Consider the following 17,203-nt stretch of genomic DNA (forward strand, 5'->3'; position numbering starts at 1 on the left):
AATTTTCTTTTGCTCCTGGTTGCTATTGAGAATTGGTATTTTTATTTTAGGATTTGCGGTTCCAACCCGGTCGCAGACCTGCACACTTATACAGACACCAGTGATCCTCCGGAACACTGGCGCCAGTAGCGTAACCACTGCCGACGGTTCCGGTATGCCCCGCCACAGCCAAAAAGGCTGCGGCGGGGCATTTGGTTAATAATTTTCTCCTCTCTGCCATTTCGCCTGTAACATTTATCCCATCCACACTCCCTCTGGCTCCCCTCTGGCGCAAGTGTTCACGGCACAACTTCCTCCATCAAAGAACTTCCGTGACCACTTGTGTCTTACTAAGGTAGCAGGTCTGCGACCGGCATCAGTTCCACAATTTTCTTTTGCTCCTGGTTGCTATTGAGAATTGGTATTTTTATTTTAGGATTTGCGGTTCCAACCCGGTCGCAGACCTGCACACTTATACAGACACCAGTGATCCTCCGGAACACTGGCGCCAGTAGCGTAACCACTGCCGACGGTTCCGGTATGCCCCGCCACAGCCAAAAAGGCTGCGGCGGGGCATTTGGTTAATAATTTTCTCCTCTCTGCCATTTCGCCTGTAACATTTATCCCATCCACACTCCCTCTGGCTCCCCTCTGGCGCAAGTGTTCACGGCACAACTTCCTCCATCAAAGAACTTCCATGACCACTTGTGTCTTACTAAGGTAGCAGGTCTGCGACCGGCATCAGTTCCACAATTTTCTTTTGCTCCTGGTTGCTATTGAGAATTGGTATTTTTATTTTAGGATTTGCGGTTCCAACCCGGTCGCAGACCTGCACACTTATACAGACACCAGTGATCCTCCGGAACACTGGCGCCAGTAGCGTAACCACTGCCGACGGTTCCGGTATGCCCCGCCACAGCCAAAAAGGCTGCGGCGGGGCATTTGGTTAATAATTTTCTCCTCTCTGCCATTTCGCCTGTAACATTTATCCCATCCACACTCCCTCTGGCTCCCCTCTGGCGCAAGTGTTCACGGCACAACTTCCTCCATCAAAGAACTTCCGTGACCACTTGTGTCTTACTAAGGTAGCAGGTCTGCGACCGGCATCAGTTCCACAATTTTCTTTTGCTCCTGGTTGCTATTGAGAATTGGTATTTTTATTTTAGGATTTGCGGTTCCAACCCGGTCGCAGACCTGCACACTTATACAGACACCAGTGATCCTACGGAACACTGGCGCCAGTAGCGTAACCACTGCCGACGGTTCCGGTATGCCCCGCCACAGCCAAAAAGGCTGCGGCGGGGCATTTGGTTAATAATTTTCTCCTCTCTGCCATTTCGCCTGTAACATTTATCCCATCCACACTCCCTCTGGCTCCCCTCTGGCGCAAGTGTTCACGGCACAACTTCCTCCATCAAAGAACTTCCGTGACCACTTGTGTCTTACTAAGGTAGCAGGTCTGCGACCGGCATCAGTTCCACAATTTTCTTTTGCTCCTGGTTGCTATTGAGAATTGGTATTTTTATTTTAGGATTTGCGGTTCCAGCCCGGTCGCAGCCCTGCACACTTATACAGACACCAGTGATCCTTCGGAACACTGGCGCCAGTAGCGTAACCACTGCCGACGGTTCCGGTAGGCCCGCCATAGCTAAAAAGGCTGTGGCGGGGCATTTGGTTGATAATTTTCTCCTCTCTGCCACCTTACCTGTAACATTTATCCCATCCACACATTATCTTTAAGAAAGATACCAACCGCCCCTTCATTTTAAACAATACTCAACATGTCCCCCTTAAAGATCAAAACACTTCAATTCTTTTTTTGTTTTTTTTATTTCGTTGCCATTCCCGCTTGCTTTTGATTTACGGCTGTATTGGATACGAATGTTGTTTATCCCGTTATTATACGGGATATACTTTTTTGGTTTGCCCATTACGATCTTTATACACCAAAGTGGAGCGAACATATTTTTGACGAATGGAAAAGAGTGACAATCGAAAAGGGTGTTTCCGAAGAAGATGCGTATGAGTTCGAAGTATTAGATCAATTACGAAACGCAGGACTGAAGGATACGGCGAATTATCTGCATGCTCTACTTTAGATTTATCTAAAACTCATAGATGAAAATATTTTTTGTTAACATTGGTAAATCCAGATTATAAAACAAAGGCAACATTTTAATTGTTTCTACATGGCAAACAGAAATTTTTCACCATTCCCGGTTTTAAAAACAGTTCGGCTCACCCTGCGCCAACTTGTAGCCACCGACGAAAAAGAAATATTTGCCTTGCGTTCCGACGAGCACGTAAACAAATATCTCGACAGGACCCCGGCACAATCAATCGGTGATGCAAAGGCTTTCATTGAGATGATCGATAAAAATATCCCGGCCAGCAACGCTGTTTATTGGGCAATCTCATTGGCCGGTTCAGCAAACCTGGTGGGCACCATCTGTTTGTTCGACTTTGCCGACGATAATTCCAGGGCGGAGATAGGGTACGAATTATTGCCTGGTTTCCAGGGAAAAGGGATCATGCAGGAAGCGGTTTCAACCGTGATAGATTTTGCCATCCGGCATATCGGTGTAAAAATGATTGAAGCATTTACACATGCTGAAAACGGGTATTCAACAAGACTCCTGGAGAAATTTAATTTTGAAAAGACGGAGATTGCCGAAGGGGATTTTGTGCTATTCCAATTGGCGGCCCAAGAGTTTAATGAAATAAAGTAGCTTGTAATTTGAACAATTTATCAATATGAACAAAGTCAACATCAACGAAAAATTTTCTCTCTTCACCGATCTATGGTCTCCCAAAATTGCAGGTGAGCTGAATGGCCAGCATGTAAAACTGGTAAAAGTAAAAGGGGAATTTGTATGGCACAAACACGACCATGAGGACGAGTTGTTCCTGGTGATCAAAGGGGTGCTTACCATCGAGTTCAGGGACAGGACAGAGACCATTCATGAAAATGAATTTATCATTGTGCCAAGAGGGGTCGAGCACAGGCCGGTTGCCCCGGACGAAGCGTGGGTACTGCTTTTTGAACCGAAAGAGACATTGAATACGGGCGATACAACCGGGGTGTTTACAAAAGAAAAATTAGATGAGATCTGAATTTTCTTTGCCCCGGGCTGCACCAACCGGGGCAAAGAAGAAATACCTCATCTTAATAATACACAATTTTTCTTTCCGTTATATCATACTCCACACCGTCGCTGCTATATTGGGTGCGTTTTATCCAGTTGTTCTTTTTATCGTATTCATATTTCCAGGAGGTTTTATCCAGCAGCCTGTCCCGGCCTTTGTATTTTAATTCTTCGGTTACATTGCCATTGCTGTCATACGTTCTTACAAAGCGGAAGTTGGCCTCATTTTTTCCATTCAGCCAGATCTCTTCTGTTTTATTGCCTTTGCTGTCGTTGATATAACTTCGGCCGCTGTTGGCGTATCCGGTTGTTTTCAACAGGTACCCCGATTCGTATCCGTTGGCATCGTACGTGTAAGTGGTTTTGCTGTAGAGCGAGCCATCGGGGCGGTAGCTTTCCATCGTGGCTTTGTTGCCTTTTGAATCGTAGGTGTAGGTATAACGCCAGTCGGGCTGGTTGTCTTTTGTATATTCCTGGTTGGTGATGCGCTGCCCCTTATCGTTATAGATCCATTGGTTTTGTTTGGTTTGATCTTCGTCTTTGTCGATATAGCGGATGGTGGCCGCATTTGCCTTTTTATCGTAGGTGTAGGTGATCTTGTAACTCGTGCCGCCAGCCGGGTTCAATGTAGCAGTTTCTGTATAACGGCCTGCATGGTCGAACGAATATTTTTTATTGTACAGTATTTCCCAGTCGGTCCGCTGGCCGGTTCTTTTGTACCGGTAGTTTTCGAGGTGCGTAAAAGATCTCACTTTTCCTTTCAGTTGATTTGCTTCCCAATCGGTTTCCTGGGCGATGCAATGGCCGAAAAGAAAAACTCCCAACAGCAATGGTAAAACGCGGTACATAGCTTTCATTTTAAGTGGCGTGATTAAAACAGGCTTAACCGAAAGGTATTCCGCATTTTATTTTTATCGATACCCTGCAGACGGTATTTTTTAGGGCAGATGGATAACTCATGATATAGCTGGCACCTAACTCATTGTGGATAGCGGAGCTGCTGCGTGCCACCTGTTTTTTGGGGGTGAGTTGCGTGCTTTTGAGAATTGGGCATTCCTTTAGCGCCTTTTCATTTCTTCCCGTCTTCCCCGCATCTTTTTTTTGCCGTTGGCCTGGCGACTATACGGCGGCATCCTGCGGCAGGAAAAGGAAAGTCTGCTTATTTGATCCCTTCCAAAATTTTCGCATCCGCATTCTGCCCGATAAAAGTCGCCAGATCAGCAGCGGTGGTCAGCCCATTGTAATTTTGTGTAACGGTCTGTAGCGGTATTTTGTAATGTTGGGAAACGAGTAATTGCAAAGCAGCTTTTGTAAAATCATTTTTGGCGATGGCATCCAGCCGGGTATCCTCGTTGAAGGTTGACTTGAACTGCGGATCCTGGGTCAGGCCGGCGAAAGCAGAATTGCCGGTAACGGTTTTAAATACATTTTTCAGTAGCTTCGAAAGGAGGATAAGGCCGACTACCGTAGCAACCGTTTTTACTACAGTACCCCCAACGCTGGGTCCACCGAAAATGCCTTTGGTGGTGTTTTTGGCGCAGCTCGTAAAGGTGGCAGCGCCAAGGGAGAAGAGAACAATGTAAGTAGCGATCTTTTTCATAGAAAATGTTTATTTGTATAAAGTATAAAAATGGTATCGCGGCTAAGAGCAGATTGGCCGGTAGTTGTTTAATGGTAAAAAAGCTTTTGTAAAATTTTCACATTTGGCGTCTAAAAACCCCGGAGGTTTCCAAAACCTCCGGGGTTTCTAAAACCTCCGGGGGTTTTAGAGCGCAATAACCCGCGCCTCGTTTCGTGTCCCCACGAAAGGTTCGCTTACATCTTTTTTCGGTTTATATAAGATATCTTCATTTTATCTTTGGCAATAATCAAATCTTATACATGAGCATTCAAACAATCCCTTCCTTCCATATCATCGGTATTTCCGTACGCACTACCAACGAAAACGGCCAGGCAGCAAAAGACATTCCTGCGTTGTGGAATACATTCCTGTCGGAAGGAATAGCAACTAAAATACCGGGCAGGATCGGCGATGAGCTTTACTGCATTTACACGGAATATGAAAAAGACCATACAAAACCATATACCACTTTGCTGGGGTGTAAAGTAGAAAACCTGGAAAAAATCCCTGAAGGACTAACAGGGAAATCCTTTGAAGAAGCCAGCTACGAAAAATTTACCGCCGCGGGAAATCTTCAGCAGGGTGCTGTGTACGATGCCTGGGTGAAGATCTGGAACGCAGGCCTGCAAAGGGTTTTTACCGCCGACTTTGAAGTGTATGGACAACGTGCGCAGGATCAGCAGAATGCCGAAGTAGACATATTCATCGCAGTAAAATGAGCATGAAAGAATCCGATAATTTTTATGCCCGGCAAAACGAACCCATCAAAAGTGTAATGCTGGCGATGAAAGAGATCATTTTGCAGCAGGATAAAGATGTGGCGCATACCTGGAAATATGGTATGCCTTTTTTCTGTTACAAAGGGAAAATGTTTTGTTATTTGTGGGTACACAAAAAATACGGGCAACCTTATCTCGGGATAGTGGAAGGCAACCGATTCGACGAGCCATTGCTGATTCAGGAAGGGCGTAGCCGCATGAAGATCATGCTGCTGGACCCCGGGGAAGACCTGCCGATAAAGCTGATAGAAACTATTTTGCAAAAAGCGATCGGCCTGTATAAAACCGGTGAAATAAAAATATGAACCCGTACTCAATTGAAAATTTATGACACTCCATACTTCCCGTTTATCGCTTTCAGCAATCTCTGTCGGTTATCTCGATGCCATCCACGAATTGCATTCGCTGCCCGAAACGGACGAATTCAATACGCTTGGCATCCCCGCGTCGATCGAAGTAACAAAACAGGTTGTTGAAAACTGGATACAATTGCAACAGGCCGATCCGCGTGCAGCATATACATTTTGTGTGAGCCTGGCTGAAACAAATGAATTTATAGGGCTCATCGGATTGAAACCCGGCAAAGCCAATTACCGGATCGCTGAAGTATGGTTTAAAACCCATCCCGCATTCTGGCGCAAAGGATATACGAGCGAAGCGCTGGCGGAGATCCTGAGATTTGGATTTGCCGAATTAACGCTTCATCGCATAGAAGCCGGCTGTGCCGTAGGCAACCGGGCATCTATCAGGGTGTTGGAAAAAGCCGGCTTCACGCGGGAAGGCAGAAAAAGGGAGATACTGCCCATCCGTGGCAAGTGGGTGGATAATTTCTTTTATTCAATCCTGGAGAAAGAGTTTGGCGCCACGGATCTGCAAAAGTAAAATAGGGCGGGTTGCAACGAAGCCTTGGGTAAGAAAACAACTTTTGAATGTTCATCTAAGTCTTTTATAAAAATATGGCGATCACTTTGAAATACCAGTCTGGCGAATTCACCTCCATCAACCAACTCATTCACAAAGCTTACGCCGCTTTCAACTCCCGTGATATCGATACCGCCCTCACCACTATGCATGCTGATGTGCAGTGGCCAAAGGCATTTGAAGGCGGTTATGTGAGCGGGCATGACGAAATACGGGCGTACTGGACAAGGCAATGGACGGAGATCAATCCCCGTGTAGAACCGGTGGGCATCACAGAAAGGCCGGACGGGACTTTTGAAGTATCTGTACATCAGCACGTGAAAGACCTGCAGGGAAATGTGTTGTTTGACGGAACTGTAAAGCATATCTACACCGTGCAGGATGGATTGCTGCGGAGGATGGATATTGAAATGGAATAAACGGCCAGCGGAAGATGATGTACCTTTGTACCGGTTAAGACAAAACATATTACCATGTCCATAACAAAAGAAGAAGAACTTATCGGGATGAAAAAGGCCAGCGAAGCGGTGGCCTGCACTTTACGCGAAATGAGCGATCATGCAAAACCCGGCATGACCACAAAAGAACTCGATGAATTTGGTGCAAAAATATTAGCGGGTTTCGGGGCAAAATCGGCCCCTTATCTCACGTATGGTTTTCCCGGTTATACCTGCATCAGCGTAAATAACGAATTCTGCCACGGCATCCCATCTGATAAAACGATCCTGAAAGAAGGCGACCTGGTCAACATCGATGTGTCTGCCGAACTGGATGGTTACTGGTCGGATAATGGGAATTCTTTTGTATTGGGAAAAGATATCCATCAGCATCAACAACTGGTAGACGCTTCCAGGCAAATTTTACATAAAGCGATCCACAACATCAAAGGCGGAGTACGCATTTCGGATATCGGTTACCTCATAGAAACCGAAGCGAAAAAATACGGGTACAAAGTGATCAAAAACCTAACCGGCCACGGGGTTGGCAGGAGCCTCCATGAAGAACCGGGCGAAATAGCCAACTACAGGGATAAATATAACCAGGCGAGGTTCAGGAAAAATTCTGTTGTCGCTATCGAAACATTCATTTCCACCACTTCCTCTTATGCCGATACCTTAAAGGATGGCTGGACGATGGTGGGCAACAAAGGCGGCTTCATGGCGCAGCACGAACATACGATCGTGGTGACGGATGGAGTGCCGATGATATTGACGGAGATGAACGGGATTAATAATTACACGAATTGACCTGATTCCACGAATTCCACGAATTATTTTAAATGAATATTCAGGTGTTATTCTCCGCTGATTGGTGTAATTCGCTTTAATTCGTGTAATCACAAATTTTCAGCCGAATGGAGTTGTACCAGAAAATAATTACTGCACGAAAAAAGAAAGGGCTCACCCAGGAGCAACTGGCGGATCTTACGAATGTGACCGTGCGGACTATTCAGCGGATTGAAAGTGGTGAAAGTGCCCCGAGGCCGTTCACGATAAAAGCGATTGCGGCAGCACTGGAAAGCAGTTTTGAAGAGCTGACCATGCAAGCGGCGGAGAATATAGGTCTCCCGGAAAAACAATCCACTATTTACAAGGAGGAAGACAGCAAACATTTTCTCAAAATGCTTTGTCTTTCTTGCTTCAGCTACATCGTGCTCCCTTTTGTTCATTTTTTGATACCAAGACATATCCTCAAAAGATCAAATGAGCAAAATCCTTTGGTGATCGCTTTTGCCAGGAAAGTGATCCGCGGTCAATTGTATTGGAAATTTACTCTTTGGTTCCTGATGCTCCTCACGCTGGCGTATAACCTCAGCATGGCTTCCTGGTCGGGAAAAGTTTACCTCATCAATTACCTTGTTCCGTTTTTTACGATGTACCTCCTCAACGCTATCATTATTGCAGTGAATTTGAGGCGTATTGATAAACTACATTTTGGTGTAAATACTACTGCGTAATAGATTGATTTTCAAATTTTGTCACGTCAATGTCGGGTCAATGTCGGGCAAATGACGGCTGAACCTGTGAGCCTTGGGAATAGTTTTGCATCATAAAAAAATAAATTATGATGCAGATAGCTTTCAGGATTTTTCACAAAAATTCCCTGGTTCTTATTTTTTCTTTGCTGGCAAAAATCCTGGTGGCGCAACCGATGCCGCCACTTCCAGCCAATCAACTTGTACTGCCCGGGAAGTCTTTTTCGATCCCGCTTTACTGGAAGGCTGATCTGGTTGGTACAAGATCAGAACCACATGCGGCTTTGCTGGTGCCTGTGAAATTGCCCGGTTGTCCCAAACAATTTTACATGCAATTCGACCTTGGCTTACCCTATTCGTTATTTTACAAAAATAAACTGACTGCGATACATGCAAGGTATCCCGGCACAAAACAATGGAACGATACTTCCGGAAAGCTGGTGAATTTTTCTTTCAAGGTTGGCTCAACATCCATTTTGGCAAAAGAAATGCCGGTGCAACAATTTGACAGTTCTTCCATTGAGTGGAAAAATAAAAAAGCTGTTGAAATAATCGGAACCATAGGTGCCGACCTGATTGATGGGAAAGTAGCGGTCATTGATTACCCCAACAAAAAACTGGTATTGGCGGACACGATCCCCGGTGAATTTTCCGGGATGTCTTTCTCCGGTTTCATATATGCCAGCAGGCGTGTACTGTTGCCCGCAACAATAGGGGGCAAACAAACCCTGCTCTATTTTGACACCGGATCGAGCATGTACGAACTGCTGACGAATAAAACCTCCTGTGAAGCGCTTGCCATCCCGGGCAGCGAACTGGTACAAAACAAAGTGTGGTCTTGGAATAAATACCTTGTTGCAAATACCCGTGCCAGCAATGACAGTGTTTTTATTGGGGGAAAAAACGTGCGGCTACATTCTACCACCTACATTGACGGGGTGAGTGCTACGCAAGCCGAACAGATGCAGAAGATGGGCATCGGGGGAATGACGGGAAATAAACTTTTCCTGGAGTATAAACTTGTGCTGGATACAAAGAATAAAAAATTCGGGTTGATGCAGGTGCCGTAAAAGAGATTTGTATATTTAGAAATTAAATGAATCGGGCTAATTGATTGTTAAGATAAACAATACAAAATGGGAAAACACCGCATCTTCACCACATCATTTGCAAGTGTATATCCGCATTATATCACCAAAGCAGAAAAGAAAGGCCGCACCAAAGCCGAAGTCGACGAGATCATCCGCTGGCTGACCGGTTACACGCAAAAAGCTTTGGAAAAGCTGATTGAAAACCGTACCGATTTTGAAACCTTTTTCGACAAAGCGCCACAGCTCAACCCCGGTGTAAGCAAGATCACCGGTATGATCTGCGGCTACAGGGTGGAAGAAATTGAAGACAAGCTGATGCAAAAGATACGATACCTCGACAAACTGATTGATGAATTAGCCAAAGGAAAGGCGATGGAAAAGATATTGAGGAATTAGGGGGAAAATCGCAGATTAAAAAAGATGAAAAGATTTCGCTGATTATTTTGCTACGCAAAATGAAAATGCAGTTTATAGCATTGCGGGTTTTATTTTGCCCATCCTCGTAAGAAGTTCAATCCTAAAAATATCATAGATCATAGATCATACATCTCAGATTAGTCCCCCCTTTTCGTAAGGGAAAAACAACGGGCATTAAGGAGTTTTTTCTCCTTTTTGCAAGCCTGTCCTGCATTTATATTTGCATAGTAATATGACTCTATGGAAATAATACAAAGCATTCAAAACAGGATATATGAAATACGTGGGGAGCGGGTAATGCTGGATAGGGACCTGGCGTTTTTGTATGAAGTGGAAACTAAGTCCTTAAATCTTTCCGTAAAAAGACATATGAAAAGATTTCCTGCAGACTTCATGTTCCAACTTACAAAAGATGAGTATGAAATTTTGTTATCTGAATTACAGCACAGGGAAAATCCTTTGAGGTTTCAAATTGAAACCTCAAAGAAAAAAGGAGGGAACCGTTATTTACCCTATGCTTTCACCGAACAAGGGGCGGCCATGCTTAGCGATATCCTGAATTCTGATAAGGCGATCTCCATGAACATCGCCATCATGCGAACATTTGTTGCCATCAAAAAAGCGGTGCTGCATCATGTCGACCTGAAAGAGCAGTTAAAAGAAATAAAGAAACGGCTTGGTGAACATGATGCACAATTAAACCAGCTATATGATGCCTTGGAAAATCTGCTGGACGGAAAGAGTGCCCAAAGAAAATGGGAGCATAGGCAAAGAATAGGATTTAATAAATAACTTGCAAGAATTCCTGAACCTAAGTGCCATCTTTAACAGGTACAATTTGTGATTTCAAGCACAAGGTTTAAACAATACCAACTTGCATTAATTCTTAATTCTTAATTTTTAATTCTTCATTGCCTCGTTATTTCATCCTCAACAAACCCTTCAACATGGTCTCGCAATTTGTGAGCACCCATGCTGTGAGGTTGCTGGGGGACATTGATTTTACTTTTCCCGAAGGGACACATGCCATCGGCCGGCTCGACAATGAATCGGAAGGGCTGCTGCTGCTTACTACCGATAAAAAAGTGACCCGCCTGATCTTTCTTGGCGAACAACCACACAAGCGCACTTACCTGGTGATGGTGCAAAACGAAATGAGTGATGAAACGTTGCAAAAACTAAAAACCGGTATCCCCATTCGCATCAAAGGAGGCGAATATCACACCGCTGTACCAACGGGTATTGAGATCATAAAAGATCCGTTGGCACTTTATGCTTTCGCCTCCGACCGCCGGGAGCAATATCCGCACACCTGGCTGCTCATTACCTTGACCGAAGGTAAATATCACCAGGTACGCAAAATGGTGCTGGCGGTGCGTCATCGCTGTCTGCGTCTAATAAGGCTGAGCATGGAGCAGCTGACCATTGAAGGCATTGCGCCGGGAACGGTAAAGGAGTTGTCGGAAAAAGAATTTTACACGGGCGCCCGAATCAGTAAAAGATCCTGATATTCTGCTGCTGCAAAGTATTCACGGCCGGGTTTACCAGCTTTATAGAATCGATGATATGATGGGTGGTGGATACGGCAGAAACAGTATAGATGTTCACATTGCCGCAATTGGCCGAAACTGTTTGAACCTGTGTGGTATAAGCCACTTTAAAAGTATCCGGTATATTTCCTTCAATACTGAGTATAAAGCCGGCGGTATCGGTAACGGGATTGAGTGGCGCCTGGAACCCTGAGCGGTTGGATACATTAGTAAGCATTGAGATCCCCGACAAGGTAGTGAGCGAGAAAGAACCAGGCTGTGTCAGCACATCGGATGTGCCATTATTCCTGTAAAAATCCGCATTGAGCGTTACGTTTACCGGAGATTCGCAGATAGTATATTCATCAGCGCAGGAAGTATATAACAAACTTGCCGCGATGAGCAAACCGGGAACTATTTTATTCATAATGCAGTTGAAGATTCGGAAGCAAGATACTCTACAAACTCTGTATATTAAAACTATTTAATTAACATGGGGTTAATTAATTGTAAAGGGGGATGCTGGATTAATTTTGGAAAGGCAAGTTATTAAACTCTATACTTATAAGATTTCAGAAAATAAATCGGCTCCCATCATAACAAACTACCAGTAACCAGTATCCGGCATCGGTTTTATTTCACTGCACTATACAGCACTTCCTGGATCTTCGGGCGCACATTCATATTGAGCAGGAGGTTGCTCACGTTTGGGTGTACCCTGTTGCTCAAGAAGATATACACGAGGTTTTTTGCCGGATCGGCCCATACGCAGGTGCCTGTAAAGCCTGTGTGGCCAAAAGTTTGCGGTGAAGCCGAAAAAGCCGGGTAAGGTTCTTTGCGGGTAGCGTTGTCTTTTTCCGGTTTGTCGAAACCATATCCACGCCGGCTGATGCTGCTGTGGTAAGCAGTGAATAGATCGATGGTTTCCTTTTGCAAATAACGTCTCCCGTTGAATGTGCCGCCATTGAGCAGCATCTGCATCACAGCTGCCAGGTCGTACGCATTGCTGTACAGGCCCGCATGCCCGGCTACACCCCCAAACATGGCCGCACCCTGGTCGTGTACATAACCGCGGAGCAGCTGCCCCCGAAAAGTGGAGTCATATTCCGTGGGTACTATCCGGGCCGGCGCCAGCCGCTGCAAAGGTTTGAAGCCGATAGTGGTAAGCCCCATGGGATGATAAAACGTTTTGCGCACATACTCTTCGAGCGGCATCCCGCTGATCGATTCCACTATCCTGCCAAGAAAAATAAAATCGTTATCGCTGTACACATATTTATCCTGGGACCCCACCGGGCTCTGCAAAATCTTATAATACATGGAATCGCGCCAGCTGGTACGCATAAAAAAATCCTTTGCCACGGGGATGGAAAAGGAGTCGCTGTAAGTTTTTGAATAGATATTTTTTGGCGGTGAACCCGGCACATCGATCGTTTCTTTGTAAAACGGGATATAAGCCACCAGCCCGGCCTGGTGCAGCAAAATGTTTTCGATTTTAAGAGACGCCTTGTTCGTCCCTTTTACCCAGGGCAGATAATCCTCCAGTTTTTTTTTAAGATCCAGTTTGCCTTCTTCATACAACCGCATTACGGAAATGGTAGTAGCGCAGATCTTCGTCACCGAAGCCATATCGTATACGGATTCAACGGTTACCGGTTCGTTTTTTTCGTAGGTGTAATTGCCAAATGCTTTTTCATAAATGATGCGTCCGTCCTTCACTGCCATCACCACACAACCCGGCGTTGCTCCTTTTGCGATGGCATCGTTGGCAATGGAATCGATCTTGTAGAGCTTGCTCTCATTCACCCCCCAGCGGTTGAAGGTATCTACCGGCACATAATTGAACACCGTGCTGATACCTGTCCCGAATTTGAAGTTGTCGCAAACGGTCACGGGCAAAGTGCCTCTGAACGGAAGTTTGCCCTGCAGCATATCAACAACGGTGTTTTGTATGATGCCATCATCTTCATAACAGATCACCAGGTTACCGGCATCGCACCAGTTCTTTGCCGCATATGCATTGCCAAACAACAACGTAACTGCATTGCTGCCCTGTTGTAGTTGTTTCACCAGGTTCACATCTTTTGCGCTGAGTCCGAAATTGGTAGCCGGTGAGCGTGTAAGACCATGAACGCCTATGATCACTTTTTTAAAAGCTTTCAGCTTATTGGTAAGATCAGAATCGTTTCCAAAAAATATGGCTGCGTCATAATCGGCACGCAATCTTTTGGCAAGCTCATTTTCTACTGAGGTGCCTATGGCAACGTAAGCCACCGTTCCTTTTTTGTTATCCGCAATCGAAAGCGGGAAAAAGCTATTGTCTGTTTTTGCCAGCAAAGTGATGGCATTTTCCGCCACCAGCCTGCGCATGGCCGGTATCTTGCTGTTGAGGTCGGCAGTAAGATTGGTGGTGTTTATCGGCTGCAATCTGCTGAGGCCATATTGATATTTTGCCACCAGAACTTTTTTGCAATGCAATTCTATATCCGCCCAGCTCAATTGTTTTTTGGCGATAGCTGCTTTTATTTTTTCTATGGAAACAGGTATATCACCCGGCAGGCAAAGCATATCATTGCCCGCAATGATGGATTGCACGGATGCTTCCCCATCGGGATAGAATTTTTTCACCCCCTGCATTTCAAGCGCATCGGTAAACGTGAGCCCCTGGTAACCCAGCTTGTTCCGCATGAGCCCATTGATATTTTCGGGAGACAATGAAGTAGCCCTGTTCGTTGTTTTATCGATCGCCGGAATGTATAAATGCGCTACCATCACGCTGCCTACGCCTGCGGCGAATATTTTGCGGAAGGGATAAAGTTCCAGCGAATCAAGTTGCGCCATCGATTTATTGATTACCGGCAGATCGTAATGAGAATCTACCGCCACATCACCATGGCCCGGAAAATGTTTGGCACATCCCATCACACCATTGTCCTGCATGCCTTTCATGTAGGCTATGCCAAAATCGGCCACTTTGTATTTATCTTCTCCAAAACTGCGGTCGTTGATCACCGGGTTGTTGGGGTTGTTGTTCACATCTACTACCGGCGCATAGTTCACCTGTATCCCTATACGTTTACATTGCTCCGCCACCAGCTGGCCATATTGATATACGATGGTAGCATCTTTCATGGCGCCAAGCATCATTTGTTTGGGCAGCGGCAATACGCTGTCGGTCATCCGCATGCCCAGTCCCCATTCGCCATCGATACACATCATGATCGGCGTCTGGGCCTGTGCCTGCAGTCGGTTGATCACATCGGCCTGTTTTACCGGGCTTCCCTGGAAAATACAGATGCCCCCGATATTATAATCTTTTATCAGCTTTGAAACTTCGTCTTCAAAAAATGTGACGGTTTTAGTCTTACCATCGATGGTCGACAACCGGGCCACCATCAGCTGTGCGATGCGCTGATCGTTGTTCAGGCTTTTGTATACACTGTCGGCCCACCGTTGTGCAGGGGTTTGGGCAAACGAGGATCCAAAAACAAAGGAAAAAATGGCAAAGAAGAGGATGCGTTTAATCATATGTAAATTTAAGGAAAGTTGCTGGATGCTGGATACTGGATGCTGGATGTTCTTAAAATTTGAAGTTCGCTTATTTTTGGCTTGTGACATATTTAGCCTGGCAAAGGATCATCGCCTTCGACAAGCTCAGGCTGACAGACATGGCGGGCATCCAGCATCCAGTATCTTTTCTTCCTAGTCTCCCAAATTTTCACGAAATTCGCCTTTTAAAAAAAGGAGCCATTTTGCCCGATATCATTCAATTATTACCTGATAACATAGCTAACCAGATTGCAGCCGGCGAAGTGATACAACGTCCGGCCAGCGCCGTGAAAGAGTTGCTTGAAAATGCGGTGGATGCCGGCGCCGATGAGATCAAACTGATCATCAGCGATGCAGGCAAAGCGCTCATTCAAGTGGTAGACAATGGCAAGGGCATGAGCGATACCGATGCCAGGATGGCTTTTGAACGCCATGCCACTTCCAAGATCCGCAATATCGACGATCTTTTCCGTATCAAAACCATGGGCTTCAGGGGCGAAGCGCTGGCGAGCATAGCCGCGGTGGCGCAGGTGGAACTGAAGACTAAACGTGCCGAAGACGAAGCCGGCACTTTCATCGAAATTGAAAACAGCCAGGTGAAAAGCCAGGAGCCTGTTGCCATGCATACCGGCACCAGCATAGCCATGAAGAACCTGTTCTTCAATGTGCCGGCACGCCGGAATTTTCTCAAGAGCAACCCTTCCGAATTAAAACATATCGTGGATGAATTCATCCGGGTGGCCATGAGTTTCCCGGAGATATTTTTTTCGCTCACTTCCAATGGGCAGCAGGTATTTCATCTGGAGAAAGGATCGCTGAAACAGCGCATCGTGCAGATATTGGGGAATACCTACAATGCAAGACTGGTGAGTGTGCAGGAGCAGACAGATTATCTTGACATCATCGGCTTTGTAGGCAAACCGGAAACGGCGAAAAAGACCCGCGGTGATCAATACTTTTTTGTAAACAATCGTTTTATTAAAAGCGCTTACCTCAATCATGCGGTGATGAAAGCATTTGATGAAATGATCGGCAAGGATAGTTACCCGATGTATGCATTGTTCATCAGCCTTGATCCGGCGCAGGTAGACATCAATGTGCATCCTACCAAGCAGGAGATTAAGTTTGAAGACGAACGGATCGTATACGCTTTCGTGGAAAGTGCGGTAAAGCATGCGCTGGCGCAGTTCAGCATTACGCCTACACTCGATTTTGATCTTGATGCTTCTATACAAAACCTTGATGCGGTAAGCAAACCTTTTACGGAAGAAAAAAAATCATCAGCCTCTACATCGTCATTGTTCAACAGTTTTACCAAAAGCCACCAGGCACATTTTATCGAAAATAAAAGTGAGCTGAAGCACTGGAAAGATTTTTACGAAAAAGAGGCGCCTGTAGATCCGGAGTTCAGGCCGCTTACCGCGGGGCTGGAAATAGAAACGGAAACGCATCAGCCGTTGCATGCGCCTTTACTGCATGCACAATACATTTCGGAAAACCTGATGCAGCTGCACAATGCTTATATCGTAGTGCAGAATGATAAGGGGTATTTACTGGTGAACCAGCAGAATGCACATGAGCGCATCCTCTACGAACGTTTTACCCAGGCCGTAGCGGGCAAACCGATCGCGGTGCAGCAAAGCCTCTTCCCGGTATCGATCGATCTTACGGCAGCTGATGCAGTATTGCTGACAGAACTGATCCCCGACCTGCAGCAACTGGGGTTCATGCTGGAACCTTTTGGCAATAATAGTTTTGTAGTACAGGGCACACCCGCCGATGTATCGCAGGGGAATGAAAAAAATGCGTTGGAAAAAATGCTGGAGCAGTATAAACATTTCAGCACCGATCTTAAATTCAGCAAACGTGAAAAATTATTCCGTTCGCTGGCGCTGCAACAATCCATTAAAGCCGGCACATCGCTGTCGCAAAAAGAAATGACCGCACTGCTCACCGATCTGTTTGCCTGCAATACTCCCAATAGCACACCGAACGGAAAGCCTACTTATATGAGCTTTAAGAAAGATGAATTAGATAAAATGTTCGGGAGATAGAAGACTGCCGACCACCGACGACCGACCACCGCTGGGTCGTTCAGGAGAAAGAATATTATGAAAACGAGGATTATAAAAAGGGAACTGCAAAATATATTAAATGAAAAATGCTCATCATTACGATGAGCATTTTTTGTCTGCC

18 protein-coding genes are annotated in these 17,203 nt (G+C 45.6%); 14 read left to right on the forward strand and 4 right to left on the reverse strand.

What is annotated here, in order from left to right; genetic code table 11:
- From EGI32_RS17005 to EGI32_RS17015, 3 genes are all read left to right on the forward strand, one after another.
- Window positions 1–199 (forward strand): hypothetical protein (locus EGI32_RS17005; RefSeq protein WP_255156554.1); only part of this gene is annotated, 199 nt, incomplete at its 5' end.
- A gap of 1,969 nt (window positions 200–2,168) precedes the next feature.
- A complete protein-coding gene (locus EGI32_RS17010) occupies window positions 2,169–2,708 on the forward strand; it encodes a GNAT family N-acetyltransferase (RefSeq protein ID WP_255156555.1) in 540 nt (179 codons plus the stop codon).
- A 25-nt stretch (window positions 2,709–2,733) separates the two neighbouring features.
- The gene (locus EGI32_RS17015; protein ID WP_255156556.1) at window positions 2,734–3,093 is read left to right on the forward strand and encodes a cupin domain-containing protein; all 360 of its coding nucleotides are present in this window, start codon (window positions 2,734–2,736) and stop codon (window positions 3,091–3,093) included.
- Window positions 3,094–3,145: 52 nt separating this feature from the next.
- Here the strand turns inward: EGI32_RS17015 and EGI32_RS17020 are convergent, their stop codons facing one another.
- Both EGI32_RS17020 and EGI32_RS17025 read right to left on the reverse strand, forming a co-directional pair.
- The gene (locus tag EGI32_RS17020; protein ID WP_255156557.1) at window positions 3,146–3,973 is read right to left on the reverse strand and encodes a DUF3836 domain-containing protein; all 828 of its coding nucleotides are present in this window, start codon (window positions 3,971–3,973) and stop codon (window positions 3,146–3,148) included.
- A gap of 311 nt (window positions 3,974–4,284) precedes the next feature.
- Window positions 4,285–4,725 carry a hypothetical protein gene (locus EGI32_RS17025; RefSeq protein ID WP_255156558.1) on the reverse strand — a complete coding sequence of 147 codons (441 nt, stop codon included), beginning with the start codon at window positions 4,723–4,725 and terminating at the stop codon, window positions 4,285–4,287.
- A 281-nt stretch (window positions 4,726–5,006) separates the two neighbouring features.
- On the opposite strand from EGI32_RS17025, the gene EGI32_RS17030 reads away from it, so the two are divergent.
- The 10 genes from EGI32_RS17030 (at window position 5,007) to EGI32_RS17075 (ending at window position 11,437) form a co-directional block, all read left to right on the forward strand.
- On the forward strand, window positions 5,007–5,465 hold the full coding sequence (locus EGI32_RS17030; protein ID WP_255156559.1) for a GyrI-like domain-containing protein: 459 nt from the start codon (window positions 5,007–5,009) through the stop codon (window positions 5,463–5,465).
- A gap of 2 nt (window positions 5,466–5,467) precedes the next feature.
- A complete protein-coding gene (locus tag EGI32_RS17035; protein ID WP_255156560.1) occupies window positions 5,468–5,830 on the forward strand; it encodes a DUF1801 domain-containing protein in 363 nt (120 codons plus the stop codon).
- Window positions 5,831–5,852: 22 nt separating this feature from the next.
- Window positions 5,853–6,407: a GNAT family N-acetyltransferase gene (locus tag EGI32_RS17040; RefSeq protein ID WP_255156561.1), complete on the forward strand. Its 555-nt coding sequence runs from the start codon at window positions 5,853–5,855 to the stop codon at window positions 6,405–6,407.
- Window positions 6,408–6,481: 74 nt separating this feature from the next.
- Window positions 6,482–6,865 carry a nuclear transport factor 2 family protein gene (locus EGI32_RS17045; protein WP_255156562.1) on the forward strand — a complete coding sequence of 128 codons (384 nt, stop codon included), beginning with the start codon at window positions 6,482–6,484 and terminating at the stop codon, window positions 6,863–6,865.
- Window positions 6,866–6,919: 54 nt separating this feature from the next.
- Window positions 6,920–7,693 (forward strand): type I methionyl aminopeptidase, encoded by a 774-nt coding sequence (gene map, locus EGI32_RS17050; RefSeq protein WP_255156563.1) that lies wholly within the window; start codon window positions 6,920–6,922, stop codon window positions 7,691–7,693.
- 107 nt (window positions 7,694–7,800) lie between these two features.
- Window positions 7,801–8,403, forward strand: coding sequence for a helix-turn-helix domain-containing protein (locus EGI32_RS17055; protein WP_255156564.1), 603 nt, complete (start codon window positions 7,801–7,803; stop codon window positions 8,401–8,403).
- Window positions 8,404–8,510: 107 nt separating this feature from the next.
- The gene (locus EGI32_RS17060) at window positions 8,511–9,491 is read left to right on the forward strand and encodes a hypothetical protein (RefSeq protein ID WP_255156565.1); all 981 of its coding nucleotides are present in this window, start codon (window positions 8,511–8,513) and stop codon (window positions 9,489–9,491) included.
- 66 nt (window positions 9,492–9,557) lie between these two features.
- Entirely contained in the window at window positions 9,558–9,908 is a 351-nt protein-coding gene (locus tag EGI32_RS17065) for a DUF2200 domain-containing protein (RefSeq protein WP_255156566.1), read from the forward strand.
- Window positions 9,909–10,169: 261 nt separating this feature from the next.
- Window positions 10,170–10,721, forward strand: a complete 552-nt coding sequence (locus EGI32_RS17070) for an ORF6N domain-containing protein (RefSeq protein WP_255156567.1) — start codon at window positions 10,170–10,172, stop codon at window positions 10,719–10,721.
- 119 nt (window positions 10,722–10,840) lie between these two features.
- On the forward strand, window positions 10,841–11,437 hold the full coding sequence (locus EGI32_RS17075; RefSeq protein ID WP_255156568.1) for a pseudouridine synthase: 597 nt from the start codon (window positions 10,841–10,843) through the stop codon (window positions 11,435–11,437).
- On the opposite strand, the gene EGI32_RS17080 is transcribed toward EGI32_RS17075, so the two are convergent.
- Both EGI32_RS17080 and EGI32_RS17085 read right to left on the reverse strand, forming a co-directional pair.
- Entirely contained in the window at window positions 11,421–11,885 is a 465-nt protein-coding gene (locus EGI32_RS17080) for a DUF6452 family protein (protein WP_255156569.1), read from the reverse strand. The genes EGI32_RS17075 and EGI32_RS17080 overlap by 17 nt on opposite strands.
- A gap of 206 nt (window positions 11,886–12,091) precedes the next feature.
- On the reverse strand, window positions 12,092–14,986 hold the full coding sequence (locus tag EGI32_RS17085; RefSeq protein WP_255156570.1) for a glycoside hydrolase family 3 N-terminal domain-containing protein: 2,895 nt from the start codon (window positions 14,984–14,986) through the stop codon (window positions 12,092–12,094).
- Between the two features lie 83 nt (window positions 14,987–15,069).
- Here EGI32_RS17085 and mutL point away from each other — a divergent pair, with 83 nt between their 5' ends.
- Entirely contained in the window at window positions 15,070–17,061 is a 1,992-nt protein-coding gene (mutL, locus tag EGI32_RS17090) for a DNA mismatch repair endonuclease MutL (protein WP_255156571.1), read from the forward strand.
- Window positions 17,062–17,203 lie beyond the last annotated feature (142 nt).

Origin of the sequence: Ferruginibacter sp. HRS2-29 (assembly GCF_024343615.1) — a bacterium.
GTDB lineage: Bacteria > Bacteroidota > Bacteroidia > Chitinophagales > Chitinophagaceae > Ferruginibacter.